Consider the following 23,475-nt stretch of genomic DNA (forward strand, 5'->3'; position numbering starts at 1 on the left):
ATATTCAGGGTCAATATCCCGGTAGATAGTGAAAATGGCATTCACTGTTCTGAAAATAGAACGATGAGGTTTTATGCAGGATCTCAATGACTTTGTCTGGTTTGTGAAGGTGGTGGACTACGGTGGCTTTGCTGCGGCGGGAAGGGCGCTTGATTTACCGAAGTCCAGGCTAAGCCGCCGGATTGCGCAGCTGGAAGAGCGGCTTGGCGTACGGCTCATCCATAGAACAACCCGGCATTTTACGGTGACCGAGGTCGGCCAGACGTTCTATCAGCACTGCAAAGCGATGATGGTGGAGGCCGAGGCTGCCGAGGAAGCCGTGGCGGCACTGCAGGCCGAACCGCGCGGTATCGTCAGGATCACGTGCCCGATAACCTTACTGCATGTCCACGTTGGTCCGATGCTGGCAAGATTTATGGCGCGCTACCCCGGGATCAATCTTCAGCTTGAGGCGACTAACCGGCGTGTAGATCTGGTGGGAGAGGGCGTGGATATCGCGATCCGCGTACGCCCGCGTCCGTTTGATGACAGTGACCTGGTGCTAAGGGTGCTGGCTGACAGGGGGCATTGCCTGGTGGCAAGCCCGGCGTTGATTGTCCGTCTGGGGGAACCGTCAATGCCGTCTGAACTCAGCGCCTGGCCTGGATTAAGTATGGGAGAGGGAAAGCACAACCATAAGTGGGCACTTTCCGGACCCGACGGGGCGAAAGCGGAGATCCATTACCATCCCCGTTTGATCAGTACGGATATGCTCGCGCTGCGTGAAGCCGCCATGGCAGGCATTGGCGTGGTGCAGTTGCCGATTTTGATGGTGAAGGATCAGCTTGCGTCCGGTGAGCTGGTCCGGGTGCTTGAGGCATGGGAACCCAGACGTGAAGTGATTCATGCCGTTTATCCTTCAAGACGCGGTTTGCTGCCCTCCGTTAGGGCGCTGGTGGATTTTCTGACCGAAGAGTATGCGAAGATGGTGGAAGACTAGTTTTCTGTAGGTCGGGTAAGCGCAGCGCTACCCGACATGAGTTTCGCACAGAGCCACAAGGTTCGAATCCCCCCTGCATGCGTACAATATGCGAAAAAAAAGCCCGCATTTTCATGCGAGCTCTTCTTTAAATATGGCGGTGAGGGGGGGATTCGAACCCCCGATACGTTGCCGTATACACACTTTCCAGGCGTGCTCCTTCAGCCACTCGGACACCTCACCATATTGTCATCCCGTTGTTGACGGGACGGGCGCTAATGTAAGGAAAAGCCGAACTGCCGTCAACTCACTTTTTCAGTAATTTAGCGCGTTTAGACAAACTTCAGGCAACATGATTCTTAAATGTGCATAAAATGCCTCTTTTATCAGCAACGCGGTTTCCTGATAAATTTGTTATGCTGACAATCCACTTGAAAATGAAAGCAAAACAGCGCAATAAAAGGCAGGAATGACCATGGATATTCTCTTCTATCACCCTACATTTGATAACGCTTACTGGATTGACGCACTTTCGGCGGCGCTGCCCGGCGCACGCGTACGCGAGTGGAAGCGCGGCGATAATGAACATGCTGACTATGCGCTGGTCTGGCATCCTCCGGTAGAAATGCTCCAGGGCCGCAAGCTGAAGGCCGTTTTTGCCCTGGGAGCCGGCGTGGATTCCATTCTGAGCAAACTTAAGGCACACCCTGAAATGCTGCCGGAAGACGTTCCACTGTTTCGCCTGGAAGATACCGGAATGGGCCAGCAGATGCAGGAATATGCCGTGAGCCAGGTTCTGCACTGGTTCCGCCGCTTTGATGACTATCAGGCATTTAAGCAGCAGGCCCGCTGGGAGCCGCTGCCGGATTACCGTCGTGAAGACTTTACCATCGGCATCCTCGGCGCGGGCGTGCTGGGCTCAAAAGTGGCTGAAGCCCTTGCTCCGTGGGGCTTTCCGCTGCGCTGCTGGAGTCGCAGCCGCAAAGATTATCCGGGCGTAGAGAGCTTTGCCGGGACGGATGAACTCCCGGCCTTTCTGAACGGGACGCGCGTGCTCATCAACCTGCTGCCCAATACGGCGGAAACGGTCGGTATCATCAATGAAGCGTTGCTCAATCAGCTCGTCGAACGGAGCTACCTGATGAACCTGGCGCGCGGGGTGCATCTGGTCGAGCCCGATCTGCTGAAGGCGCTGGACAGTGGAAAGCTTAAAGGTGCCATGCTGGATGTCTATAGCCGTGAGCCGCTACCCGCGGAAAGCCCGCTGTGGGCGCACCCGCGCGTCGCGATGACCCCTCACGTGGCCGCCGTGACGCGTCCGGCAGAAGCGGTGGCGTATATATCCCATACCATCAGCGAAATGGAAAAGGGTAACCCGGTCACCGGCCAGGTCGACAGACAGCGCGGCTACTGAGAGAAACCCGGCGTTCGCCGGGTTTTTGCTAATATTCGCCGCTAATAACTGCTATCCTTTGGAAAAACCGCAGAGGAGAGAGAGATGTATCCCGTTGACCTGCATATGCACACCGTCGCCAGTACCCACGCTTATAGCAACCTCCATGATTATATCGCCCAGGCGAAGCTTAAAGGCATCAAGCTGTTCGCGATCACCGATCATGGCCCGGATATGGCGGATGCGCCGCACTACTGGCATTTTGTGAATATGCGGATCTGGCCACGTCTGGTGGACGGCATTGGGATACTGCGCGGCATTGAGGCAAACATCAAAAATACCGACGGTGAGATCGACTGCACCGGACCGATGCTGACGTCTCTTGACCTTATCCTCGCCGGCTTCCATGAGCCGGTTTTTGCTCCTCAGGATAAAGAGACCAATACCGCAGCGATGATTGCCACCATTGCCAGCGGCAATGTGCACATTATCAGTCATCCCGGTAACCCAAAATATCCGATTGATATTCAGGCTGTCGCGCAGGCGGCAGCGAAGCACCGCGTGGCGCTAGAGATTAATAACTCCTCTTTTGTTCACTCGCGTAAGGGCAGTGAAGCCAACTGTCGCGAAGTGGCGGCCGCCGTCCGCGATGCGGGCGGCATGGTGGCGTTGGGCTCAGATTCTCATACCGCGTTTACGCTGGGTGATTTCAGCGAGTGCCTGAAAGTGCTGAATGATGTTAACTTCCCGGAAGCGCAAATCCTGAACGTGACCCCACGCCGCATGCTCGATTTCCTTGAGTCCCGCGGAATGGAGCCGATTGCCGAATTTGCCGATCTTTAATTGTGTTATGGAATAATAAAAAATGAACGAGTTTTCCATCCTCTGCCGCGTGCTGGGTACGCTCTATTATCGCCAGCCGCAAGACCCGCTGTTGGTTCCGCTTTTTACGTTGATTCGTGAAGGTAAACTGGCGCAGAACTGGCCGCTGGAACAGGATGATTTACTGGAACGTCTGCAAAAAAGCTGCGATATGCAGCAGATTGCGACGGACTACAATGCGCTGTTCGTCGGCGATGAGTGCCGCGTTTCGCCATACCGTTCTGCCTGGCAGGACGGGGCGACGGAAGCGGAAGTCCGCGCTTTCCTCTCCACCCGCGGTATGCCGCTGAGCGATACGCCGGCGGATCATATCGGTACGCTGCTGCTTGCTGCCTCCTGGATCGAAGACAACGCCGGGGATGATGAGAACGAAGCTATCGAAACCCTGTTCGAAACGTACCTGCTGCCGTGGGTCGGAACATTCCTTGGTAAAGTTGAAGCGCATGCCACCTCGCCATTCTGGAGAACGCTGGCACCGCTCACGCGCGACGCGATCGCGGCGATGTGGGATGAGCTCGAAGAAGAGAATGAAGGGTGACCTAGGTCACATAAACTCTGCAACTCTTCATTTCAAATTGCACATAATGTGCTTCTGATCGCATTTCTATGGTGCGCTTCTGCTAAGATGCGCGCCATGAACATATTACTTTGTATCGCAATAACGACGGGCATTCTCTCCGGACTTTGGGGATGGGTGGCCGTGTCTCTCGGATTACTCAGCTGGGCCGGATTCCTTGGCTGTACGGCCTATTTCGCCTGCCCGCAGGGGGGCGTCAAAGGGCTCTTTATCTCTGGCTGCACCCTGATGAGCGGTGTTATCTGGGCGCTGGTGATCATGAAAGGCAGCGCGCTGGCGCCGCATCTGGAGATGCTGGGATACGTGATGACGGGCGTTGTTGCCTTTTTAATGTGCATCCAGGCTAAGCATCTGCTGCTTTCATTTGTTCCTGGAACCTTTATGGGGGCGTGTGCGACCTTTGCAGGGCAGGGTGACTGGAAGCTGGTGGTCCCCTCCCTGGCGCTGGGGTTGCTGTTTGGCTATGCCATGAAAAACAGCGGTCTTTGGCTGGCGTCGCGGCGGGAAAAAGCGCAAAACGTCACGGCAGTGAGCGAATAAAAAAAGGCGAGATAATCATCTCGCCTTTTTTATGCGCTTCCTGTCAGGATTCCGGAGGGACTGACATATCGCGGTATTTCACCAGTATCGGGTTCTGCACGTCTGCTTTGTTTTGCAGATCCCACAGCCCGCGGTCAATACCGTCGTTGATTAAGAAGATCACGCCGGTTTCAATGGCTGACATCAGACACATCATGACCGGCTCGTTGGAGGTGTAGCCAATTTCACCCTCCAGCAAACGCTGGTAATCGATGAAGCGGAATACCCCTGCCTGAACTTCATAGGACAGTATGGTTTTGCTGGTGTTCACCGAAGAGAGCACTTCGCCTGTACTGACGTTGACCACACGCAGGTTAACGGCAATTTGGTCGAGCTGGTATTGGGTATCCGCGCCGATACCGAAATACCGCGCGCCCGCTCCACCCGATTTAACGTTACTTTCGTAGCCAATAATCGATCCTTCAATCATCACGTTCGCTGCCGCCAGAGATTCCAGAGGCGTACGGTTATTGGCCGCGACGGTACCATTTTCCTGTGCTGCACGAATGATTTTACGTTCATTCAACAGGTTCTGGAGACCCTGACGTTCCAGGGGAATAAACCAGTGCGAATCCTTGAGCGCGGTAACCAGCATCGCGGTTGCGCTTTGCGGCACGGCCGTGGAGAAGTTACTTGCCGGGTAAGGTTTGAATTGCCCGGTTTCATCCTGAATGTTGTATACGGAGACAAATATTTTCCCCGTTGGAGCAGGTAAATGCGTTAAATCACGATAACTCTGGGCCCGAGGCATTAATGTAGGTTTTGCAGCTTCTTTAGGTGGAGCAGTTAAACAACCGCTCAATAAGCACACTGCAACAAAAATCAGGAAGCGCTGCATGATCGTTGTCCTTATTTAGCTATTGTTTAAAAGTCAGTTGAATTACTTTGTAGACCGGAAACCTGAATGGTGGAGATTCTTCCGGTTTTACGATCGGTCACGTTCAACTGAAGCTGTCCGTCAGTGTTGGCGATATCAACGATAAAGTCGTTGGTCACCATCCGGCCGGGTTTACCGGTATTAATGTTGGTCAGTAACCCACCTAAAATCTGCGACTGAATAGCTTGAGTGAAGTTGTCCAGTGCGGACGGGGTATCAATGCTAAAATCCTTTAAGCTGGGATCCTTATAGGAGTTTTGCGCCTGAGCTTCATTCAGCAGGAACGCGCCGTTGTTAGGGTTACCGCCAAAGTTAGGGTTACGGAACTGAAACGTCATGTTTCCGGCCCAGCTTATGGGTGTTATCAGCATTATCGAAACAACTGCATATGCAATACGCATGACAGCCTCCGCATATCGGTTCGCTAGAACTCGTCTTTTGCTAAATCGCTGGTGCTTAATAGGGCTTTATCTATTTGCAGGCGATTAATAGCGTCTTCTGATTGTGCCAGTGCCAGGGCTACGTTTTTATCGAAGTCCATTTTTGTGGGGAATAAAAACGTTTGATAAATAACGTACTGATTAGCCGTTATTGTTATCCAACTTCCCCATCGTGCACTGGGCCGCTCGTTGATCGTTATATTTCCGGTATAAGTACTGTCCCATTTATCACTAAAGGCACGGTAAAAACTGTGCCCGACCGATGAAACAGTGTGGTCTGTTAACAATCCGGGAACTTCGACCTCGACGGCCTTCAGATTCCCGGCAGCGAGCAGGAAACTCGCTGCGGCGATCCAACTCAACGTGCGCTTCATGTGATTAACGCCTGAGGTTATCGTTTGCCCACGAAACAGCCTGAGTTCTGTTTTTCACAGCTATCTTCTTGAAAAGATTATAAAGGTGCGTCTTTACCGTATTTTCGCTGATAAATAACGAACGGGCGATTTCAATATTTGAAGCACCAATGCGTAACTTATTCAGGATCTCTTTCTCACGGTGCGTGAGCAGTGCTGACTCTGAGCTGTTATAACGATAATTTCCCGAGTGCGTGATGAGATAACTGGCAAGCTTTTGCGAAAAATAACACTCTCCGCGCAATATACCTTGCAGACCCTCAACTACCCGGTCTTCTTCTTCTGTGACGTAGAACACGCCATTGATATGCGGCCAGCTTTCAATATCTCTGAAAGGATATTCATCAGGCGTATTCAACAATAGCACGCGGATATTGTTGTTTTTCCTGCTTAAAATATCTTGCCAGTAATGGATAAGTTTTTTATCCGCTTCCATCATATCGAAAAGAATGATGCTGCCAGGTGCAATATCATCAAAAGAACGTTGAATATTATGCAATTTCCCGTTCAGTGATAAAGATTGCTTTAAATGTTGTAATAATGCTGTCGCTTGCAGAGAAGGTTTTGTGATCAACAGTAATGTATGACCATGTAAACTATGGACTTCATTATACATGATGAAACCCCACTTTATTTGGCACCTGGCAGCTGTCCTCCTGTTTAAAAGAGGACACCAGAAGTACTGACAGATGTTGCACTGCTGTGTGTAGAATCAGACCATAACCTCCACAGGGAGGTAAATATAAAACCAATTTCGTACATCTAATTTCAATCTAGCTTTTACGAAGTTTAAAGCAAGTGTTAAACATGTAACATAATGTAAAAATAAATATTAATTTGTGAAATTGAGTTGTTTTGAATGGCGAGAATTGATGGGAAAGTTGTACACATAAATAGAGCTGCACAGATTTTAAAAATCATACAAATATTTTTAATTGCATGATTTAAAAGGATATTTATTATTTTTATAAAGCAATAATTTAGTATGAGTTACAGGTTTTTACTAAGCCATCGAATGAGCAGCAGTCTGGCTTAAGAAAAGAGGTCTCGTGTCACGTGCTGAGAAAAAATGTTCTCATGCCGTTACGTTTAAACACCCCGGGAGGAGGCGTGGACAGCTTTTGTCTTGCTGTACAACCCTTTCGACAAATGCATTTAATAAAAAATATAAGCTGGCCTGAATAAAGTGGTTTTTGATGTAAATTACGACTTTGTGGTGATCTGAAAAATAAAAATAAGCCGCGCGGGTGAGATATTTAAAATGTTTCAGCGGACATACTCTTCACCGTAACGACGCGTAAACACAATACGAATCGTTTTTACATGTGACACTGTTATAGGGTTATGGAGTTATTCAATAACCAGGTCCAGGGTGACAACATGAAATACACATCGTTATTTATGATGTTTACATTACTGGGTGCGCCTGGATTTGTATCCGCAGCGAATTCAGATTTAGCAAATGCTGAATATAACTTTGCGGTTAACGAATTAAGTCTTTCATCACTCAATCAGGCAGCCATTATTGGTCAACAGGGTGTTTTCAATGACGCTCAGGTTCGCCAGGAAGGTTCGAAACTATTGTCCATTGTTTCCCAGGATGGGGCAGGCAACAGAGCGAGAGTTGATCAATCAGGGAGTTACAATATAGCCTGGATCGATCAGAGCGGAAACGCGAATGATGCAGGTATTACGCAAGATGGATACGGTAATAGCGCGAAAATTATCCAGAAAGGGTCGGGTAATAGAGCAAATATTACGCAGTACGGTACGCAGAAAACCGCAGTTGTAGTGCAGAAACAGTCGCAAATGGCGATTAACGTTATTCAACATTAGCGCTTTCGCGACGACTTTAATCAATCCGATGGGGGTTTACCATGAAATTTCTCAAAGTGGCAGCGCTTGCAGCAATCGTAGTTTCTGGTAGTGCTATGGCGGGTTCTATTAATCAGGGCGGCTGGGGTCATGGGCATGGTCATGGCGGATACAGTGGTCCAAATTCAACCCTGAATATTTATCAGGACGGTGGCGGTAACTCCGCGGTTGCTCTGCAGACAGACGCCAGAAATTCCGTGCTGAATATTACCCAGAAAGGTGGCGGTAACGGCGCTGACGTTGGTCAGGGTTCTGATGACAGTAAAATCAACCTGACCCAGAAAGGATTCGGCAACAGTGCAACACTTGATCAGTGGAACAGTAAAAAATCTGTTATGAACGTTAGCCAGTCCGGCGGCTTTAACGGCGCACTCGTTGACCAGACTGCCTCTAACTCTACTGTCAACGTTACCCAGATCGGTTTTGGTAACCACGCGACAGCTCATCAGTACTGATACTGAAATCTGTGCTACAAAAAAACAGGGCATCAGCCCTGTTTTTTTTCGGGAGTTCATCATGAATACCTTAATTCTCCTGGCCGCGCTTTCCAGTCAGATCACCTTCAAAACGTCGCAGCAGGAAAATATGACCACCATTATTCCTCAGGTCACTCTTACGCAGTCGTGTGATTGTCAGGTTCAGATTGTTTCTTTACGAGAAGGGCAGGGGGGGCAAAGTTCTTCCCGGCAGCAAAACACACTTTTTATACCCGCTAATCAGACGATTGATTTAATGCGCCTGAGTTTAAATATTAATGCAGGAGACACGGTAAAAATCGTTGTCACCGTTACAGATGGAAAATCGCTTCATTTATCACAACAGTGGTCGCCAGCGGAACGTTCGCTATAAAAATGTATTAAATCAATACGTTGTGAATGTGGCGGGTCTGTGCCGTTGAGCTATGCTGATATCAGGGACCAGGTCGTTATGTTCCGTAACGTGAAACTTCGTTTGCCGTAATAAATGAAGCGCGTTTACCCCTCATGGACGATTTTCATTGAGGAATACCTATAATGAACAACTATTTTGCTCGACTCGTAGCAGGTCTGGGTCTGGTCGTTTCTGCTTTGAGTATCCCGGCTTATTCGGCCACAGTTGTTGACGGCGGTGTCATACATTTTCGCGGTGCTATCGTCGCCGACCCTTGTGAAGTCACTCCGCAGAAGCAACAATTTGCAATGTCATGTCCAAATAATAACCGTATGCAAACGCGTATGGTCAGCTATGAAGAGGCGCTTAACGGGAAAGTGAGCGACTCAAACCTGGCAACGCTCAATATGAAATACCTTAATCCTGAAAAAACGCTTGCAGTTATTGAAATCCAGTATCGCTAATGCGCGTTCTCCCCGCCCTGCGGTGGAAGAGGATTTTTTCTGATAGTTTTTTCTCCCGGTCACCTCTGCGATACACTTAAGAAAAAGGCGGATTGCAGAGGGGCTTTATGAAACCGCAAATTGAAATTATTCAAGGCGATATTACGACAATGCACGTCGACGTCATCGTCAATGCGGCCAATCCTTCCCTGATGGGGGGAGGCGGTGTGGACGGGGCTATTCACCGTGCTGCCGGACCGCAGCTGCTCGAAGCCTGTAAAACCGTGCGGCAACAGCAGGGCGAATGTCCTCCCGGTCATGCGGTCATTACGCTGGCGGGCAATCTGCCCGCCAGAGCGGTTATTCATGCCGTAGGGCCCGTCTGGCACGGTGGCGATCGGCACGAGGCGAGTATTCTGGAAGAGGCTTACCGGAACTGTCTGCGACTGGCCGCCGACAACGGTTATAAAACGATGGCGTTCCCGGCTATCAGCACCGGCGTGTATGGTTATCCTAAGGCAGCAGCCGCAACGATCGCTGTAGAAACCGTTTACCGCTATCTGTCGTTAAAACCGTTGCCAGAGAAGGTGATTTTTGTCTGTTTTGACGACGACACCACGCATCTTTATCAGCGGCTTCTGACTCAGCGCAGACAAGAGCTGGAAAGCTGAAGCAAACGCGGCGCATCTGGTGCGCCGCGTGGTTTATGAGGCTTTTGCCTGCGGTTTTCCTGAAAAGAGGAAACGCAGGAGCGGGATCCGCAGATGGATTTCGTAAAGTACGATCGCCACCCCTACCACAAAAACCAGCCCGGTAAAGAAGCCCAGCGTGTTGGAGGCGATGTGCGGTGTGATGTAAGCCCCGAAGAAAAGCGTCAACGGATGATGCACCAGATAGATAAACAGTGATGCATTAACGAAGTAAGTCACGCGGCTGGACTTAAAGTTCAGCAAGCGATGGCCCAGCGCGAATACCACGTTCACCATCCACAGGCCCAGCAGCATCGTGATCACGCTTTCCGTTTCATACATCCAGGCGTCGCCGCTGCCGTAGCGCTGATTCAGCAGATATGCGGCGAACGCGAAGGTTGCCCCCAGCGCGCACCACGGTGACGGGGTGACAAACAGCGATTTAAGCTTTGGATGAATAAAAGCCAGCGCGCCGATTAAAAAGAACGGAATGTAGAACAGTGACTGCATCACCACGAAATTAAATAACCCGTCGCTCAAAATAGGCGGATAGACGATAAGCAGCGTCCGTCGCACGGCGGCATAAGCGATCCCCAACAGCAAGAATAGCACTGACAGTTTGCCCATCGTAACGTTGGCGAAGAAGGTGTCGGCTTTTGTACTCAGATGGTGGCGCAGGCGGCTAAAAATCAACAAACTTACCGTTGTCAGCACTACAAGGACCAGCAGGAACCACAGGTGAGACACCAGCTCCCAGACCAGCGTATTGTACTTTTCATAGAGCGTCAGATTCGGCCAGTTATCCGCTTTGCCTTTGACGTATTGCAGCATAATGAACTGAGGCAGCGTCAGCAGCGGAATTGCGGTCAGCATCGGGATGCCCACGCGCTCCACGCGTACTTTCCACCATCGCTTAAGCGGGTATCGCAGAAACAGCATGTAAGAAAAATAGCCGGATATGACGAAGAAAACCTGCATTCGAAAGGCGTGAATAAAGTCATTAAACAGCGTCAGCCACCAGGAGGGCATCTGGCTATTCACGTGCCAGGTGTGACTGGAGTAAATCAGTGAAATGTGAAAGGGGATCCCCAATAGCATCAGCCAGGCCCTGATCGAGTCGAGGAAATATTCACGTTCTGTTGGTGTTGTGCTCATATAACGTTGTGCATTCTCAGACTTTTCGTCTTATCCCTAAGACTCATAATGGTTACATTCGAAGCCAACCCTACACCAAGACCGACACCCTGTCTCCAGGATAAGCACGCAAAGTGAATAGCGGGTTCTTTCATTTGCTTAATCCATGAGCCAGCAGCTGAACAAAGCAGTGATAATGTTGTCGGATTGCCTGAGTTTCCATTAAAATGGATCGGATCGATATAAGCACACAAAGGGGGAAGTGCTTACTTATTATGAAACATAAACCACAGATGATGAAAATGCGTTGGTTGGGTGCTGCAGTGGTGTTATCACTGTATACCTCATCGGCACTGGCCTTTAACATCGACGATGTCGCAAAACAGGCAAAATCGATGGCAGGCAAGAGCTACGAAGCGCCGAAAAGTAACTTGCCCTCCGTTTTCCGCGACATGAAGTATGCGGACTATCAGCAGATCCAGTTCAATCACGACAAAGCGTACTGGAGCAATATTAAAACCCCGTTCAAGCTTGAGTTTTATCATCAGGGTATGTACTTCGACACGCCTGTTGCCATCAATGAAGTGACGGCAACAGCGGTACGTAAGATCAAATACAGCCCGGATTACTTCAATTTTGGCAATGTGCAACACGACAAAGATACGGTGAAAGACCTGGGCTTCGCAGGCTTTAAGGTGCTTTACCCGATCAACAGCAAAGATAAAAACGACGAAATCGTCAGCATGCTTGGTGCCAGCTACTTCCGCGTGATTGGCGCGGGGCAGGTATACGGGCTTTCTGCGCGCGGACTGGCTATTGATACCGCGCTGCCATCAGGTGAAGAGTTCCCACGTTTCCGTGAGTTCTGGATTGAACGTCCAAAACCAACGGATAAACGTCTGACTATTTACGCGCTGCTGGATTCGCCGCGTGCGACCGGGGCCTATCGCTTTGTGATTATGCCGGGCCGCGACACGGTGGTTGACGTACAGTCTAAGGTTTACCTGCGTGATAAAGTGGGCAAACTGGGCGTTGCGCCGCTGACCAGCATGTTCCTGTTTGGGCCGAACCAGCCGTCACCGGCAACCAACTTCCGCCCGGAACTGCACGACTCCAACGGTCTGTCGATTCATGCCGGTAACGGTGAGTGGATCTGGCGTCCGCTGAATAACCCGAAACATCTGGCGGTGAGCAGCTTCTCGATGGAAAACCCACAAGGTTTTGGCCTGCTGCAGCGTGGTCGTCAGTTCTCCCGTTTTGAAGATTTGGACGATCGCTATGACCAGCGTCCAAGCGCCTGGGTCACGCCAAACGGTGACTGGGGTAAAGGTAAGGTCGAACTGGTAGAAATTCCAACCAACGACGAAACCAACGATAACATCGTTGCTTACTGGACGCCGGATCAGCTGCCGGAAGCCGGTAAAGAGATGAACTTCAAGTACACCATTACCTTCAGCCGCGACGAAGATAAGCTGCATGCGCCGGATAACGCGTATGTGATGCAGACTCGCCGCTCAACGGGTGATGTGAAGCAGTCTAATCTGATTCGTCAGCCTGACGGTACCGTGGCGTTTGTCGTGGACTTCACAGGCCAGGATATGAAGAAACTGGCACCGGACACCGCCGTTGCCGCTCAGGCCAGCATCGGTGATAACGGTGAAATCGTTGAGAATACCGTGCGTTACAACCCGGTAACCAAAGGCTGGCGTCTGACCCTGCGCGTGAAAGTGAAAGATCCGAAACAGACCACTGAAATGCGTGCTGCGCTGGTCAGTAACGATCAGCCGCTGAGTGAAACCTGGAGCTATCAGCTACCTGCCAATGAATAATACATCTGAATATATTGATGCCATGCCGCTGACGGATATCGAAAAAGCGGCACTGCCTAAGAGCGACATCCGCGCGGTTCACACCGCGCTGGATGGTGAACATCGTCAGTTTTCCCGTGATGATGATACGCCGCTTGGGTCAGTCAAGGCGCGTCTGGAGCAGTCCTGGCCGGACTCGCTGGCGGAAGGGCAGTTGATTAAAGACGATGAAGGACGCGATCAGCTTCAGGCGATGCCGAAGGCCACGCGTTCCTCTATGTTCCCCGATCCGTGGCGCACCAACCCGGTGGGTCGCTTCTGGGATCGCCTGCGTGGACGTGATGTGACGCCGCGCTATCTGTCACGCCTGACGAAAGAAGAGCAGGCGTCTGAACAGAAATGGCGTACCGTGGGGACAATCCGTCGCTATATCCTGCTGCTTCTGACGCTTGCGCAGACGGTCGTCGCGACCTGGTATATGAAAACCATCCTGCCGTATCAGGGCTGGGCATTCATAAACCCGACGGACATGATGGGCCAGGATCTCTGGGTCTCCTTCATGCAGCTGCTGCCGTACATCCTGCAGAGCGGCATCCTTCTGCTGTTCGCGGTTCTCTTCTGCTGGGTCTCAGCCGGCTTCTGGACCGCGCTGATGGGCTTCCTGCAGCTGCTGATGGGGCGTGACAAATACAGCATTTCAGCATCAACGGTCGGGAATGAACCCCTCAATCCTGAGCACCGTACCGCGCTGATTATGCCTATCTGTAACGAAGACGTTGACCGCGTATTCGCGGGCCTGCGCGCAACCTGGGAGTCCGTAAAGGCCACCGGCAACGCGGAGCATTTCGACGTTTACATCCTGAGCGACAGCTACAACCCCGATATCTGCGTGGCAGAACAAAAAGCGTGGATGGAGCTGATTGCAGAAGTGCAGGGCGAAGGACAGATCTTCTACCGCCGCCGTCGTCGTCGTGTGAAGCGTAAAAGCGGTAACATTGATGACTTCTGCCGTCGCTGGGGTAACCAGTACAGCTACATGGTCGTGCTGGATGCTGACTCCGTCATGAGCGGAGATTGCCTGAGTGGTCTGGTGCGTCTGATGGAAGCCAACCCGAACGCGGGTATTATCCAGTCCTCCCCAAAAGCGTCCGGAATGGACACCCTTTATGCACGCTGCCAGCAGTTCGCCACCCGTGTTTACGGGCCGCTGTTTACGGCAGGTCTGCACTTCTGGCAACTGGGTGAATCGCACTACTGGGGTCACAACGCCATTATTCGCGTGAAGCCGTTCATTGAGCACTGTGCGCTGGCGCCGCTGCCGGGCGAGGGTTCGTTTGCCGGCTCTATTCTGTCGCACGACTTCGTAGAAGCGGCGCTGATGCGTCGTGCTGGCTGGGGCGTCTGGATTGCCTACGACCTGCCGGGATCGTACGAAGAGCTGCCGCCGAACCTGCTGGACGAGCTCAAGCGTGACCGCCGCTGGTGTCACGGTAACCTGATGAACTTCCGCCTGTTCCTTGTTAAAGGAATGCACCCGGTTCACCGTGCGGTGTTCCTGACGGGCGTGATGTCGTATCTCTCTGCACCGCTGTGGTTTATGTTCCTTGCGCTCTCCACCGCGCTGCAGGTCGTTCATGCCCTGACGGAGCCGCAATACTTCCTGCAACCGCGCCAGCTGTTCCCGGTGTGGCCGCAGTGGCGTCCGGAGCTGGCGATCGCGCTGTTTGCCTCGACCATGGTGCTGCTGTTCTTGCCTAAGCTGCTCAGCATCATCCTGATCTGGTGCAAAGGCTCGAAAGAGTACGGCGGTTTCTTCCGCGTGACCCTTTCACTGCTGCTGGAAGTCCTGTTCTCCGTGCTGCTGGCGCCGGTGCGTATGCTGTTCCACACCGTGTTCGTGGTCAGCGCATTCCTGGGCTGGGAGGTGGTCTGGAACTCACCGCAGCGTGATGACGACTCCACGCCGTGGAGCGAAGCCTTTATGCGCCATGGTTCTCAGCTGCTGCTGGGTCTGGTGTGGGCGGCCGGGATGGCGTGGCTGGATCTGCGCTTCCTGTTCTGGCTGGCGCCGATTGTCTTCTCGCTGATCCTGTCGCCGTTTGTTTCCGTGATCTCCAGCCGTTCGACGGTGGGGCTGCGGACCAAACGCTGGAAGCTGTTCCTGATCCCGGAAGAGTATTCCCCGCCGCAGGTGCTGGTGGATACCGATCGTTACCTGGAGCAGAACCGCAATCGCACGCTGGATGACGGCTTCATGCACGCCGTGTTTAACCCGTCATTCAACGCCCTGGCAACGGCTATGGCGACGGCGCGCCACCGCGCAAGCCAGGTGCTGGAGATTGCCCGCGATCGTCACGTTGAGCAGGCGCTTAACGAGACTCCGGAAAAACTCAACCGCGACCGTCGTCTGGTCCTGCTGAGTGACCCGGTCACGATGGCGCGTCTTCACTACCGCGTGTGGTCCGCTCCGGAGAGATACTCTTCGTGGGTAAACTACTATAAGGAACTGAAACTTAATCCGCTGGCGTTGAAGGCGAAGTAAGTTGTTAAGTAGGGCGGGCAAGCGAAGCGCCTCCCGCCAAATAAAATACCGGCTTAATCGCCGGTATTTTTTTAGAGGTTACTCATGAAAATAATCATCGTCGTACTGATGGCATGCCTGCTCAGCGGCTGCGGCAGTATCATCAGTCGCACCATTCCAGGGCAAGGCCACGGGAATCAGTATTACCCTGGCGTGAAATGGGATCTCCGTGATTCCGCATGGCGCTACCTGACCGTGCTCGATCTGCCGTTCTCGCTGATTTTCGACACGCTGCTGCTGCCGATTGATGCCAGCCACGGCCCTTACGAATAACCTACATTAACGTTCGTCCCACTCATCGGCTGCGGTTTGACCTTCTTCCGTATCAAGCGGCGGCTCGAGCTGAAACTCACCCTCATCCCACTCGTGCAGGGTGTTCTCTTCCAGCCATTCCTGCCGAAGTTCGATTTCTTCATAGTCGCCGTCAAAGACGGCCTGCGCACCTTCACCACTTAATATCGGCAAACATTCCCCTTCTTCACCTTCATCGGCAAAGAATTCGGCCTGCCACATAATATCCCCATCCTGCAGAACGTATTTCTGGATATTAAGCTGTTGCACGTCAGCATCTTCTTCTTCAACGCCGGGGTTGTCGGCGAGGAACTCTTCACGAGCGGCATCAATAGCTTCTTCCAGCGTGGCGTACATGGTCATTGGTGTCTCCCTGTTTTCCAGAAGGTTTCAGGGAAAGAATAGCTGAATATCCGATTCTGCAAGTATGAATACGAAAATAAGCTGTCAGGCGTTCGTCTTATTCCGTCACGGGCCGTAACGCGCGGGATAAACTAAACCATGAATAAATGGCATTGAACAACACGACGCCCGCCGTCACGATAAAGACGGCGCGAAAACCGAAGCTGGCGGAGACCCCAGCCCCGAGCAGCGGTCCGGTGACGTTACCGATGTCCCGGAACGACTGGTTATAGCTGAAAATACGCCCGGCAATCTGGTTTGTAGAGCTGTAGACCAGCAGGGTCTGAACGGCGGGCAGTAACGCGCCGTCGGCGGCGCCCAGTAAAAAGCGCAGGACGCCCAGCTGCCATGGCGTTTGCACCATCGACATCGGGATAAGCAGCAGGACGGAAATCACCAGCGCGCAGATCAGTATTTTTTCCGGACCCACCCGGTCCCCCAGTTTTCCGAGCCTCGGGGCGCTCAGCAGCGCCGCCACGCCGGGTACGGATGCAATGAGTCCGCTGATGAATGCAATGTTGCTGACGTTACCCGCCAGATCGCGAACGTAAAGCGTCAGAATAGGGGCAATCGACCCGGTAGCCACCTGGATAATCATTGTCGTCACGAACAGGCTCAGCACCAGCCTGGGATTTTTGAGCGAGGTCAGCACTTCCCTGGCGTGGAGCATCTCTTTTTTGGCGACAGGCGTGAAGTTTTCCCGAATACAGAGCAGGGTGACGATGAAGCACAGGAACAACACGCTGGCGGTGATAAAGAAAACCGGCCGCAGTCCATAGCTATCGGCCAGGAGTCCGCCGGCCAGTGGCCCCAGCAGGGCACCGCTCACGCCGCCGGTTGAGAGCGTGCCCAGCGCCCAGCCGCTTTTATGGCGGGGAATTTGTGTGGCAATCAGGGCATTCGCGTTGGGAATAAATCCTCCCAGCAGGCCCAGCAGCGCGCGCAGGATTAGAAACTGCCAGACGTTTTGCGCCACGCCCATAAGCGCCATGATGATGGCCATCCCCAGCGCCGAACGCAGCAGCATGATTTTTCGCCCCTTGCGGTCGGCAAGGCCGCCCCAGAAGGGTGAGGCTATCGCGGAAAACAGGAACGTGATGCTGAATACCAGGCCGGACCACATATTGAGCGCACTGTGGCCCGTCACGCCCAGCTGTTCGACGTAGAGCGGCAGGAAAGGCATAACCAGGCTAAACGCCGCGCCGGTGAGGAAACAGCCAAGCCACGCAACCGTGAGGTTACGCTTCCAGTTTATGGGGGCATCTGAGGGTGACATAACAATCCGCATAATGAGGTGCTGAGCACCTGAAGCATGAAGTAATAAGCCTGCTAATTATGCGCCTGGGTTATGAATGCCGCAATGAGGGGGAGCTTTTAAAGCTAAAACAGCATGCGGCCCTGAGGGCCGCATGAGAATTAATAGCGAGACGGCGTGCCTTGTGGCCGCGTTTTAAAGCGGCGGTGCAACCACATGTACTGCTCGGGCGCCAGCATAATGCACTTCTCCACAACGCTGTTCATCCAGCGCGCGGTCGTTTCCGCATCGTCGAGCGGCGGCGCGAGTTCCGGCCCCAGCATCATCAGCTCGTAGCCTGAACCATCCGGCTTACGGCGGGGAACAAAAGGCACGATGGCGGCTTTGGACATCCGCGCCAGCATCCAGGTTCCGGTCGTTGTGGCGGCCTCTTCAACGGCGAAGAAGGGGACAAATACGCTGGCCTGCGGGCCATAGTCGTGGTCGGGAGCGTACCAGACCACTTCACCGGATTTCAGCGCGCGGATCATTCCCTTCAGATCTTTACGGTCGATCATGCTTTTGTTGGAGCGCATGCGGCCGTTGGTCTGGATTAAATCGATGACCGGGTTATCGTTAGGGCGATAAACGCCAATGCCCGGCGCCTGCATGCCGAACATGCGCGCCCCGATTTCAAGCGTCAGGAAATGGACGCCAATCAGCAGAACGCCCGTCTGGTTGGCCTGAAGCGTATGCACCGGATCCATGCCGGTGCCCGTCACCTCGCTCCAGCGAGCCATGCGTTTGTCCGGCCAGAACCACGCCATGCCGGTTTCCATAAGGCCCATCCCGACGGATTCGAAATTCTTCGCGACCATATCGTGACGCTCTGACTCGCTCATCTGCGGAAAACACAGCTCAAGATTGCGGTACGCGATTCTGGCTCGACGTTTCATAAACAGTTGCGCGAAGCGGCCCAGAAATTTACCCAACCGAAAAATAACAGGGTAGGGAAGCTGTACCAGAAGCCATAAAAAGCCGATGCCAAGCCAGGTCAACCAATAGCGGGGATGCAAAAGGGCGGCAGTAAATTTTGGTAACTGGGTCATGTCTTTCCTGTGTTCAAACGTCCTGTTTTGCTAGTGTCTCATTTTTTGAGACGTAGCCAAAATATCTGCTTTCGAAGCGTGCACGAATACAGCAATTGTTAAGCCTGATTAATCAGGGTGTGTGAAATGTAGCGTAAATTGTGTGGATGTAAATTGGTTTTGTTTGCTATATGATGCCGACCGATTTTTCATTCTCTCTAACGAATCCAGGACAGTACACCATGCCAGTGTTACATAACCGCGTTTCGAATGAGATGTTAAAAGCGCGTATGTTGGCTGAAACCGAACCGCGCACAACCATCTCATTCTATAAATACTTCACGATCGACGATCCGCAGGCGACCCGCGATGCGCTTTATCAGGCGTTCACGGCGCTTAACGTCTTCGGCCGCGTCTACCTTGCCCGTGAAGGCATCAACGCGCAGATTAGCGTACCGGAAAGCAAAGTCAGCGCCTTCCGTGACGTACTTTATCAGTTTGACCCTGCACTCGACGGCTTACGCCTGAACATTGCCCTGGATGATGACGGGAAATCCTTCTGGGTGCTGCGCATGAAGGTGCGTGAACGCATCGTGGCGGACGGTATCGACGATCCTGAGTTTAACCCGTCGGACGTCGGTGAATACCTGAAGGCGGCGGAAGTGAATGCGATGCTGGACGATCCGGATGCCGTATTCATTGATATGCGTAACCACTATGAGTACGAAGTGGGGCATTTCGAGAACGCGATGGAAATCCCGGCTGATACCTTCCGCGAGCAATTGCCCAAAGCGGTTGAGATGATGCAGGAGCATAAAGATAAAAAGATCGTTATGTACTGCACCGGCGGTATCCGCTGTGAGAAAGCCAGCGCGTGGATGAAGCACAACGGCTTCAATAAGGTCTGGCACATTGAAGGCGGCATTATCGAGTACGCTCGTCGCGCCCGCGAGCAGGGGTTGCCGGTACGCTTTATCGGGAAAAACTTTGTCTTTGACGAGCGGATGGGTGAGCGTATCTCTGAAGACGTTATTGCCCAGTGCCATCAGTGCGGCGCGCCGTGCGATACCCACACCAACTGCAAAAACGACGGCTGCCATCTGCTGTTCATTCAGTGCCCGGCCTGTGCCGAGAAGTTTAACGGCTGCTGTAGCGAGCTGTGCAGTGAAGAGAGCATCCTGCCGGAAGAAGAGCAGCGTCGCCGTCGCGCAGGACGTGAAAACGGCAACAAGATTTTTAATAAATCACGCGGTCGTCTGAATACCAAACTGGGTATCCCTGACCCGGAATGATAATAACGCCCGGCACGGCAAAAGCCTGCCGGGCGAATCAATTATGATTTCTGCTGCACACCTTCAACGGAAATAATCAGCTCAACGTCCTGAGACGCCGGGCCTAAATCCGTTGTGATATTAAAATCTTTCAGGTGAATTTTCCCTGCCGCTTCAAAGCCTGCGCGTTTACCGCCCCACGGGTCGTCACCCTGACCCAGTAATTTAGCATCAAGCGTGACCGGTTTTGTTACGCCGTTAAGCGTCAGGTTTCCGGTAATATTCAGCTTATCACCGTCTTTCTTCACCTCAGTAGAAGTGAAGGTCGCCTGCGGGAATTTCGCGACGTTGAGGAACTCCCCACTTCGCAGGTGTTTATCGCGCTCTGCGTGGTTCGTGTCGACGCTGTTCGTATTAATCGTCACATTGACTTTATCGGCCGCGGGATTTTTCTCGTCAAAGGTGAACGTGCCGTCAAAATCCTTAAAGGTGCCGTACAGCCAGCTGTAGCCCAGGTGCTGAATACGGAAATTGACGAAAGCGTGCTGGCCCTCTTTATCAATTTTATAATCCGCCGCCACGGCATTACCGGCGGTGAATAACAGAGAACCCAGGGCGATACCCAGCAGGTGTTTTTTCATTTTATGCTCCAGAGTCAACTGACGAGCGGCCAAGCATGCGCTTTAGCGTATCGTCTTTATCAATAAAATGGTGTTTGAGGGCGGCAAGCCCGTGAAGTACGGACAGGATCACCACGCTCCAGGCAAGCCAGAGGTGAACTACCCCCGCCGTATCGGCCTGCGCCCCGGCATCGCTAAGCGTTGCCGGAACCTCGAACAGGCCAAAAACGTTAATCGGCTTACCGTCAGCCGTCGAAATGAGATAGCCGCTAATCAGGATGGCAAACAGCAGCGCATAGAGGGCAATATGCGCGGCGACTGCACTAACGCGGGTAAATTTGCTGTGAGACGTTGGCGCGGCGGGCGGCGGGGAGATATGTCGCCAGATCACGCGGAAGACCAGCCCCAGCATCAGCAGGACACCAATACTTTTATGCAACTCTGGCGCCTGGTGATACCAGCCATCGTAATAGCTGAGCGTGACCATCCAGAGCCCAAGTCCAAACATACCGTAGACGGCTAGAGCAAATATCCAGTGCAAACTTATGGATATTATTCCGTAGCGCCGGGAGGAGTTACGCAATTGCATCAGAATGTCCATTTTCATATTAACCGAAAGGTAAAAATGAACGGGAAGAGGTGATATTGCAACTGAAATAATTGTCTATTGATTTTTATTTTATTTATTTCAGCGTTTTTGAACAGGATCAATAAATGTAATTCAATGTCTTCGTGCAAGATGCAATTGAGAGTTTCAGCAAAGTTAAATAAACGTCAATTATTGTCAATCATGGTTTTCAATAAAATACGATGTAAACAAAATCAATAATGGCCAGCAGCGCCCAAAGTAAGATATAGAGCATAAAATGCTCGCGAATATTATTCATAAGAAAGCTAACGATCCTGCGCATAACGCCCCAACATGCAGTGTAAATGAAACGGGCTCCGGGACGTCCGGAGCCCGTGGCGGATTATCCGTTAAATCGCGAGAGGGAGAAGGGCGTCAGATCAAACTGCGGCGTGATGCCCTGGGCAAACTGTGCGGCGATCTCGCCCAGCACGGACGCGAACTTAAAGCCATGGCCGCTCAGCCCGGTAATCAGCAGGACGTTGTCATGCCCCGGCAGGGTGTCAATGATAAAGTCTTCATCCGGCGTGTTGTCGTAGGTACAGGCCGCGCCATACAGCAAGCCACCGACGCCCGGAAGAATAGTGCGCAGGAACGAGAAGGCTTCCGAACCATCCTGTGGGAAGGCGCCGAAGGGCTTACGCTCGTCAGGGGAGGCGATAGCCTGGCCCCCGTTGTGTTTACCGATTTTCAGCGCGTCTTTCTCGGAAGGGAAACCGTAGAACTGATCGCCATTCGGCAATTCGCCGGTAAAGGCCGGGAATTTATTCTGCGCGCTGTAGCGCCCATCCGACTGGAACCAGGAGAAGACCTTACGCACCGGCTGGACAGGCAGTTCCGGCAGCAGGCGCGTGACCCAGGTTCCTGCGCTGACGAGCAGGCGGGACGCTGAATAGTCGCCGTCAATAGTCGTTACCGTGACGCCATTCTCGTCATGGGTGATAGCCTCTACCGGACAGTTAAACAGCTGCGCGCAGCCGGCTTTCGCGGCAAGATCGATCCAGGTTTTGATCGCTGTTTCACAGTGCAGCACGCCGGAGTGGGCTTCAAAGAGGCCAATGTAATCGTCGGGGACGGTAATTTCAGGCCAGCGCGCGGTAATGCCCGTCGCGTCCAGCTTCTCGACATCAAGATTAAAGGCTTTTGCGCTGCGCTCGACGCTGGCGAGAAAATCAGAATGGGAAGGGCCAAGGTTGATAACGCCGGTACGCTCGAAAATACGCTCTTCGGTCTGCTTCGCCAGCTCGTCCCACAGCGTCTGGGCGCGAAGCACCAGCGGTACATAGCGCTCGCCTTCTCCATACGCGTGGCGCATGAGGCGGGTATCGCCATGATGGCTGCCCTCTGAATGAGGAGGAAGGTGGGCATCGATCATCAGGACCTTCAGGCCTGCCTGTGTTGCGTAATAACCGGCGGCGGAACCCACGGAGCCGCTACCAATAATGATTAAGTCGTATTTCATATGCATCTCATAAACTGACGTTTTGTTAGCAGAGTAATTAACAACGCGGGGTTAGACAAGGGAGAAATAAATAAGGCACCGCGAGGGTGCCTGTAGAGAGAAAAGTGGGCATAAGCTTAGTGCCGTTTATACTCATTTTCCTGATAGTCGCCAGATTCTATTTTTGCAATACCTGCTTCTAAAATAGAAATAAACTGACGGGCGACGTCTGTTGTTAGCCACAGCGTCTGTCCAACTTCCGCTTCTTCACGGTTGAGTTGATTCGGGGTCTGGTAGTGCAAACGCAGCATCAGCGCATCGTAGCTATCTACGGTACTGATATCCCAGCCAACCAGTGGATGGGTCTGGATCACTTCACTATTCTTTTCCATTATAACCCCCTTAATGCGTGTTAGAAGACAACGGCTCTGAGGTTCAATGCATGTTTTTCTGAAAGCATCTTCAGTATACCAAGTAATAAGGGTTCCGACGGGAAAAATAAACAGCTGGCAACACATTTTTCTGCTTTTTAGGATTGTTCGAACAATAAAACACCATCTTGTTCACGATTCTTAAAGAAGATGCCGAATTAATTTGAACTTGCAGGATTTTTAGACAAAAAAAAGCCGGGGCGACCCGGCAAAAAACACAATGAGGGAGCAGTGTTAATCTGTGATAAACCAGTCGTCTGCGCTTTCCCACGTTTCCTGCAGGATTTCGCTGATGCGATCTTTATCTTCTTTCGCAGCACCAATGACGGAGAGGTTGTTCGCCGCGGCGTAACGCACCGTTACGGCGCCCGCGTTATCGGGAAAGGTGTTGTTAATACGGCGGGATAATTCGCCTGCCAGTGCATCAAGCGCGCCGGCAGGCAGAACGGTAGTTTTGGCTATGGTGACTTCAATACGCATAAATGCCCCCTGTGTAATATACTGTTTATTTATACAGGTATATTATCTGTTTGACAACAAGGGGGATTGA

At 52.3% G+C, this 23,475-nt stretch carries 28 protein-coding genes and 1 tRNA gene; 14 read left to right on the forward strand and 15 right to left on the reverse strand.

Features of this window, described 5'->3' with window-relative positions; translation table 11 throughout:
- Nucleotides 1-73 precede the first annotated feature (73 nt).
- Nucleotides 74-979, forward strand: a complete 906-nt coding sequence (locus tag LRM19_RS03930; protein ID WP_271367590.1) for a LysR family transcriptional regulator — start codon at nucleotides 74-76, stop codon at nucleotides 977-979.
- Nucleotides 980-1,113: 134 nt separating this feature from the next.
- Here LRM19_RS03930 and LRM19_RS03935 read toward each other — a convergent pair.
- Nucleotides 1,114-1,201, reverse strand: a tRNA-Ser gene (locus LRM19_RS03935).
- Between the two features lie 232 nt (nucleotides 1,202-1,433).
- Here LRM19_RS03935 and ghrA point away from each other — a divergent pair.
- The 4 genes from ghrA to LRM19_RS03955 all read left to right on the forward strand — a co-directional run bounded on the left by ghrA (nucleotide 1,434) and on the right by LRM19_RS03955 (nucleotide 4,350).
- A complete protein-coding gene (ghrA, locus tag LRM19_RS03940; protein ID WP_271367592.1) occupies nucleotides 1,434-2,372 on the forward strand; it encodes a glyoxylate/hydroxypyruvate reductase GhrA in 939 nt (312 codons plus the stop codon).
- Between the two features lie 84 nt (nucleotides 2,373-2,456).
- On the forward strand, nucleotides 2,457-3,194 hold the full coding sequence (locus LRM19_RS03945) for a phosphatase (RefSeq protein WP_008500850.1): 738 nt from the start codon (nucleotides 2,457-2,459) through the stop codon (nucleotides 3,192-3,194).
- Nucleotides 3,195-3,216: 22 nt separating this feature from the next.
- Nucleotides 3,217-3,771, forward strand: a complete 555-nt coding sequence (locus LRM19_RS03950) for a TorD/DmsD family molecular chaperone (protein ID WP_094934948.1) — start codon at nucleotides 3,217-3,219, stop codon at nucleotides 3,769-3,771.
- A gap of 96 nt (nucleotides 3,772-3,867) precedes the next feature.
- Nucleotides 3,868-4,350 (forward strand): DUF1097 domain-containing protein, encoded by a 483-nt coding sequence (locus LRM19_RS03955; protein WP_127730361.1) that lies wholly within the window; start codon nucleotides 3,868-3,870, stop codon nucleotides 4,348-4,350.
- Between the two features lie 43 nt (nucleotides 4,351-4,393).
- Here the strand turns inward: LRM19_RS03955 and csgG are convergent, their stop codons facing one another.
- From csgG to csgD, 4 genes are read right to left on the reverse strand one after another with little or no spacing between them, the layout of a single operon-like run.
- Entirely contained in the window at nucleotides 4,394-5,227 is an 834-nt protein-coding gene (gene csgG / locus LRM19_RS03960; protein ID WP_021240792.1) for a curli production assembly/transport protein CsgG, read from the reverse strand.
- Between the two features lie 26 nt (nucleotides 5,228-5,253).
- Nucleotides 5,254-5,667 (reverse strand): curli production assembly/transport protein CsgF, encoded by a 414-nt coding sequence (csgF, locus tag LRM19_RS03965; protein WP_023311106.1) that lies wholly within the window; start codon nucleotides 5,665-5,667, stop codon nucleotides 5,254-5,256.
- 23 nt (nucleotides 5,668-5,690) lie between these two features.
- Nucleotides 5,691-6,080 (reverse strand): curli production assembly/transport protein CsgE, encoded by a 390-nt coding sequence (gene csgE / locus LRM19_RS03970; protein ID WP_008500845.1) that lies wholly within the window; start codon nucleotides 6,078-6,080, stop codon nucleotides 5,691-5,693.
- Between the two features lie 4 nt (nucleotides 6,081-6,084).
- Nucleotides 6,085-6,735, reverse strand: a complete 651-nt coding sequence (gene csgD / locus LRM19_RS03975) for a biofilm master transcriptional regulator CsgD (RefSeq protein WP_021240790.1) — start codon at nucleotides 6,733-6,735, stop codon at nucleotides 6,085-6,087.
- Nucleotides 6,736-7,499: 764 nt separating this feature from the next.
- On the opposite strand from csgD, the gene csgB reads away from it, so the two are divergent.
- The 5 genes from csgB (at nucleotide 7,500) to ymdB (ending at nucleotide 9,978) form a co-directional block, all read left to right on the forward strand.
- On the forward strand, nucleotides 7,500-7,955 hold the full coding sequence (csgB, locus tag LRM19_RS03980) for a curli minor subunit CsgB (protein WP_248173434.1): 456 nt from the start codon (nucleotides 7,500-7,502) through the stop codon (nucleotides 7,953-7,955).
- 41 nt (nucleotides 7,956-7,996) lie between these two features.
- Nucleotides 7,997-8,449, forward strand: coding sequence for a curli major subunit CsgA (csgA, locus tag LRM19_RS03985; protein ID WP_008500842.1), 453 nt, complete (start codon nucleotides 7,997-7,999; stop codon nucleotides 8,447-8,449).
- 61 nt (nucleotides 8,450-8,510) lie between these two features.
- On the forward strand, nucleotides 8,511-8,843 hold the full coding sequence (gene csgC, locus LRM19_RS03990) for a curli assembly chaperone CsgC (protein ID WP_127730365.1): 333 nt from the start codon (nucleotides 8,511-8,513) through the stop codon (nucleotides 8,841-8,843).
- Nucleotides 8,844-9,007: 164 nt separating this feature from the next.
- Nucleotides 9,008-9,328 (forward strand): type 1 fimbrial protein, encoded by a 321-nt coding sequence (locus LRM19_RS03995; RefSeq protein WP_047742227.1) that lies wholly within the window; start codon nucleotides 9,008-9,010, stop codon nucleotides 9,326-9,328.
- A 107-nt stretch (nucleotides 9,329-9,435) separates the two neighbouring features.
- Complete coding sequence (ymdB, locus tag LRM19_RS04000; RefSeq protein ID WP_111966170.1) at nucleotides 9,436-9,978, forward strand: O-acetyl-ADP-ribose deacetylase; 543 nt, start codon at nucleotides 9,436-9,438, stop codon at nucleotides 9,976-9,978.
- 33 nt (nucleotides 9,979-10,011) lie between these two features.
- On the opposite strand, the gene mdoC is transcribed toward ymdB, so the two are convergent.
- Complete coding sequence (gene mdoC, locus LRM19_RS04005; RefSeq protein ID WP_271367601.1) at nucleotides 10,012-11,151, reverse strand: glucans biosynthesis protein MdoC; 1,140 nt, start codon at nucleotides 11,149-11,151, stop codon at nucleotides 10,012-10,014.
- 254 nt (nucleotides 11,152-11,405) lie between these two features.
- On the opposite strand from mdoC, the gene mdoG reads away from it, so the two are divergent.
- From mdoG to LRM19_RS04020, 3 genes are all read left to right on the forward strand, one after another.
- Nucleotides 11,406-12,959 carry a glucan biosynthesis protein G gene (gene mdoG / locus LRM19_RS04010; RefSeq protein WP_248173440.1) on the forward strand — a complete coding sequence of 518 codons (1,554 nt, stop codon included), beginning with the start codon at nucleotides 11,406-11,408 and terminating at the stop codon, nucleotides 12,957-12,959.
- Nucleotides 12,952-15,480 (forward strand): glucans biosynthesis glucosyltransferase MdoH, encoded by a 2,529-nt coding sequence (gene mdoH, locus LRM19_RS04015; RefSeq protein WP_271367604.1) that lies wholly within the window; start codon nucleotides 12,952-12,954, stop codon nucleotides 15,478-15,480. The genes mdoG and mdoH overlap by 8 nt, the downstream gene beginning before the upstream one ends.
- A gap of 84 nt (nucleotides 15,481-15,564) precedes the next feature.
- On the forward strand, nucleotides 15,565-15,792 hold the full coding sequence (locus tag LRM19_RS04020; protein ID WP_032650824.1) for a YceK/YidQ family lipoprotein: 228 nt from the start codon (nucleotides 15,565-15,567) through the stop codon (nucleotides 15,790-15,792).
- Nucleotides 15,793-15,798: 6 nt separating this feature from the next.
- Here the strand turns inward: LRM19_RS04020 and LRM19_RS04025 are convergent, their stop codons facing one another.
- The 3 genes from LRM19_RS04025 to LRM19_RS04035 form a co-directional block, all read right to left on the reverse strand.
- On the reverse strand, nucleotides 15,799-16,173 hold the full coding sequence (locus LRM19_RS04025) for a MysB family protein (RefSeq protein WP_115874714.1): 375 nt from the start codon (nucleotides 16,171-16,173) through the stop codon (nucleotides 15,799-15,801).
- A gap of 97 nt (nucleotides 16,174-16,270) precedes the next feature.
- Nucleotides 16,271-17,488 carry a multidrug efflux MFS transporter MdtG gene (gene mdtG / locus LRM19_RS04030; RefSeq protein ID WP_271367609.1) on the reverse strand — a complete coding sequence of 406 codons (1,218 nt, stop codon included), beginning with the start codon at nucleotides 17,486-17,488 and terminating at the stop codon, nucleotides 16,271-16,273.
- 140 nt (nucleotides 17,489-17,628) lie between these two features.
- On the reverse strand, nucleotides 17,629-18,555 hold the full coding sequence (locus tag LRM19_RS04035; RefSeq protein ID WP_271367611.1) for a Kdo(2)-lipid IV(A) acyltransferase: 927 nt from the start codon (nucleotides 18,553-18,555) through the stop codon (nucleotides 17,629-17,631).
- Between the two features lie 221 nt (nucleotides 18,556-18,776).
- On the opposite strand from LRM19_RS04035, the gene trhO reads away from it, so the two are divergent.
- Nucleotides 18,777-19,826 carry an oxygen-dependent tRNA uridine(34) hydroxylase TrhO gene (trhO, locus tag LRM19_RS04040; RefSeq protein ID WP_111965842.1) on the forward strand — a complete coding sequence of 350 codons (1,050 nt, stop codon included), beginning with the start codon at nucleotides 18,777-18,779 and terminating at the stop codon, nucleotides 19,824-19,826.
- Nucleotides 19,827-19,867: 41 nt separating this feature from the next.
- On the opposite strand, the gene LRM19_RS04045 is transcribed toward trhO, so the two are convergent.
- From LRM19_RS04045 to dinI, 6 genes are all read right to left on the reverse strand, one after another.
- Complete coding sequence (locus LRM19_RS04045; protein WP_133294157.1) at nucleotides 19,868-20,446, reverse strand: YceI family protein; 579 nt, start codon at nucleotides 20,444-20,446, stop codon at nucleotides 19,868-19,870.
- 1 nt (nucleotide 20,447) lies between these two features.
- Complete coding sequence (locus LRM19_RS04050; RefSeq protein WP_111965848.1) at nucleotides 20,448-21,014, reverse strand: cytochrome b; 567 nt, start codon at nucleotides 21,012-21,014, stop codon at nucleotides 20,448-20,450.
- Nucleotides 21,015-21,222: 208 nt separating this feature from the next.
- On the reverse strand, nucleotides 21,223-21,336 hold the full coding sequence (locus tag LRM19_RS04055; RefSeq protein ID WP_032638658.1) for a YceO family protein: 114 nt from the start codon (nucleotides 21,334-21,336) through the stop codon (nucleotides 21,223-21,225).
- Nucleotides 21,337-21,396: 60 nt separating this feature from the next.
- The gene (solA, locus tag LRM19_RS04060) at nucleotides 21,397-22,515 is read right to left on the reverse strand and encodes an N-methyl-L-tryptophan oxidase (RefSeq protein WP_271367617.1); all 1,119 of its coding nucleotides are present in this window, start codon (nucleotides 22,513-22,515) and stop codon (nucleotides 21,397-21,399) included.
- 116 nt (nucleotides 22,516-22,631) lie between these two features.
- Nucleotides 22,632-22,886, reverse strand: a complete 255-nt coding sequence (bssS, locus tag LRM19_RS04065) for a biofilm formation regulator BssS (RefSeq protein ID WP_008500827.1) — start codon at nucleotides 22,884-22,886, stop codon at nucleotides 22,632-22,634.
- A gap of 273 nt (nucleotides 22,887-23,159) precedes the next feature.
- Entirely contained in the window at nucleotides 23,160-23,405 is a 246-nt protein-coding gene (gene dinI / locus LRM19_RS04070) for a DNA damage-inducible protein I (RefSeq protein WP_008500826.1), read from the reverse strand.
- Between the last annotated feature and the right edge of the window lie 70 nt (nucleotides 23,406-23,475).

The sequence above is a fragment of the Enterobacter sp. PI-10 genome, assembly GCF_027947695.1.
Classification (GTDB): Bacteria; Pseudomonadota; Gammaproteobacteria; order Enterobacterales; family Enterobacteriaceae; genus Enterobacter; species Enterobacter vonholyi.

Excerpts from the sequence above, each read along its gene's own strand:
- LRM19_RS03950 (WP_094934948.1), top strand. The coding sequence starts at position 3,217 with ATGAACGAGTTTTCCATCCTCTGCCGCGTGCTGGGTACGCTCTATTAT.
- dinI (WP_008500826.1), bottom strand. The coding sequence starts at position 23,405 with ATGCGTATTGAAGTCACCATAGCCAAAACTACCGTTCTGCCTGCCGGC.
- LRM19_RS04025 (WP_115874714.1), bottom strand. The coding sequence starts at position 16,173 with ATGACCATGTACGCCACGCTGGAAGAAGCTATTGATGCCGCTCGTGAA.
- solA (WP_271367617.1), bottom strand. The coding sequence starts at position 22,515 with ATGAAATACGACTTAATCATTATTGGTAGCGGCTCCGTGGGTTCCGCC.
- LRM19_RS03955 (WP_127730361.1), top strand. The coding sequence starts at position 3,868 with ATGAACATATTACTTTGTATCGCAATAACGACGGGCATTCTCTCCGGA.
- LRM19_RS03995 (WP_047742227.1), top strand. The coding sequence starts at position 9,008 with ATGAACAACTATTTTGCTCGACTCGTAGCAGGTCTGGGTCTGGTCGTT.
- mdoH (WP_271367604.1), top strand. The coding sequence starts at position 12,952 with ATGAATAATACATCTGAATATATTGATGCCATGCCGCTGACGGATATC.
- mdoC (WP_271367601.1), bottom strand. The coding sequence starts at position 11,151 with ATGAGCACAACACCAACAGAACGTGAATATTTCCTCGACTCGATCAGG.
- LRM19_RS04035 (WP_271367611.1), bottom strand. The coding sequence starts at position 18,555 with ATGACCCAGTTACCAAAATTTACTGCCGCCCTTTTGCATCCCCGCTAT.
- ghrA (WP_271367592.1), top strand. The coding sequence starts at position 1,434 with ATGGATATTCTCTTCTATCACCCTACATTTGATAACGCTTACTGGATT.
- mdtG (WP_271367609.1), bottom strand. The coding sequence starts at position 17,488 with ATGTCACCCTCAGATGCCCCCATAAACTGGAAGCGTAACCTCACGGTT.
- ymdB (WP_111966170.1), top strand. The coding sequence starts at position 9,436 with ATGAAACCGCAAATTGAAATTATTCAAGGCGATATTACGACAATGCAC.
- mdoG (WP_248173440.1), top strand. The coding sequence starts at position 11,406 with ATGAAACATAAACCACAGATGATGAAAATGCGTTGGTTGGGTGCTGCA.
- bssS (WP_008500827.1), bottom strand. The coding sequence starts at position 22,886 with ATGGAAAAGAATAGTGAAGTGATCCAGACCCATCCACTGGTTGGCTGG.
- LRM19_RS03930 (WP_271367590.1), top strand. The coding sequence starts at position 74 with ATGCAGGATCTCAATGACTTTGTCTGGTTTGTGAAGGTGGTGGACTAC.
- csgC (WP_127730365.1), top strand. The coding sequence starts at position 8,511 with ATGAATACCTTAATTCTCCTGGCCGCGCTTTCCAGTCAGATCACCTTC.
- LRM19_RS04020 (WP_032650824.1), top strand. The coding sequence starts at position 15,565 with ATGAAAATAATCATCGTCGTACTGATGGCATGCCTGCTCAGCGGCTGC.
- csgA (WP_008500842.1), top strand. The coding sequence starts at position 7,997 with ATGAAATTTCTCAAAGTGGCAGCGCTTGCAGCAATCGTAGTTTCTGGT.
- csgE (WP_008500845.1), bottom strand. The coding sequence starts at position 6,080 with ATGAAGCGCACGTTGAGTTGGATCGCCGCAGCGAGTTTCCTGCTCGCT.
- LRM19_RS03945 (WP_008500850.1), top strand. The coding sequence starts at position 2,457 with ATGTATCCCGTTGACCTGCATATGCACACCGTCGCCAGTACCCACGCT.
- LRM19_RS04050 (WP_111965848.1), bottom strand. The coding sequence starts at position 21,014 with ATGCAATTGCGTAACTCCTCCCGGCGCTACGGAATAATATCCATAAGT.
- csgD (WP_021240790.1), bottom strand. The coding sequence starts at position 6,735 with ATGTATAATGAAGTCCATAGTTTACATGGTCATACATTACTGTTGATC.
- csgG (WP_021240792.1), bottom strand. The coding sequence starts at position 5,227 with ATGCAGCGCTTCCTGATTTTTGTTGCAGTGTGCTTATTGAGCGGTTGT.
- LRM19_RS04045 (WP_133294157.1), bottom strand. The coding sequence starts at position 20,446 with ATGAAAAAACACCTGCTGGGTATCGCCCTGGGTTCTCTGTTATTCACC.
- csgB (WP_248173434.1), top strand. The coding sequence starts at position 7,500 with ATGAAATACACATCGTTATTTATGATGTTTACATTACTGGGTGCGCCT.
- LRM19_RS04055 (WP_032638658.1), bottom strand. The coding sequence starts at position 21,336 with ATGCGCAGGATCGTTAGCTTTCTTATGAATAATATTCGCGAGCATTTT.
- trhO (WP_111965842.1), top strand. The coding sequence starts at position 18,777 with ATGCCAGTGTTACATAACCGCGTTTCGAATGAGATGTTAAAAGCGCGT.
- csgF (WP_023311106.1), bottom strand. The coding sequence starts at position 5,667 with ATGCGTATTGCATATGCAGTTGTTTCGATAATGCTGATAACACCCATA.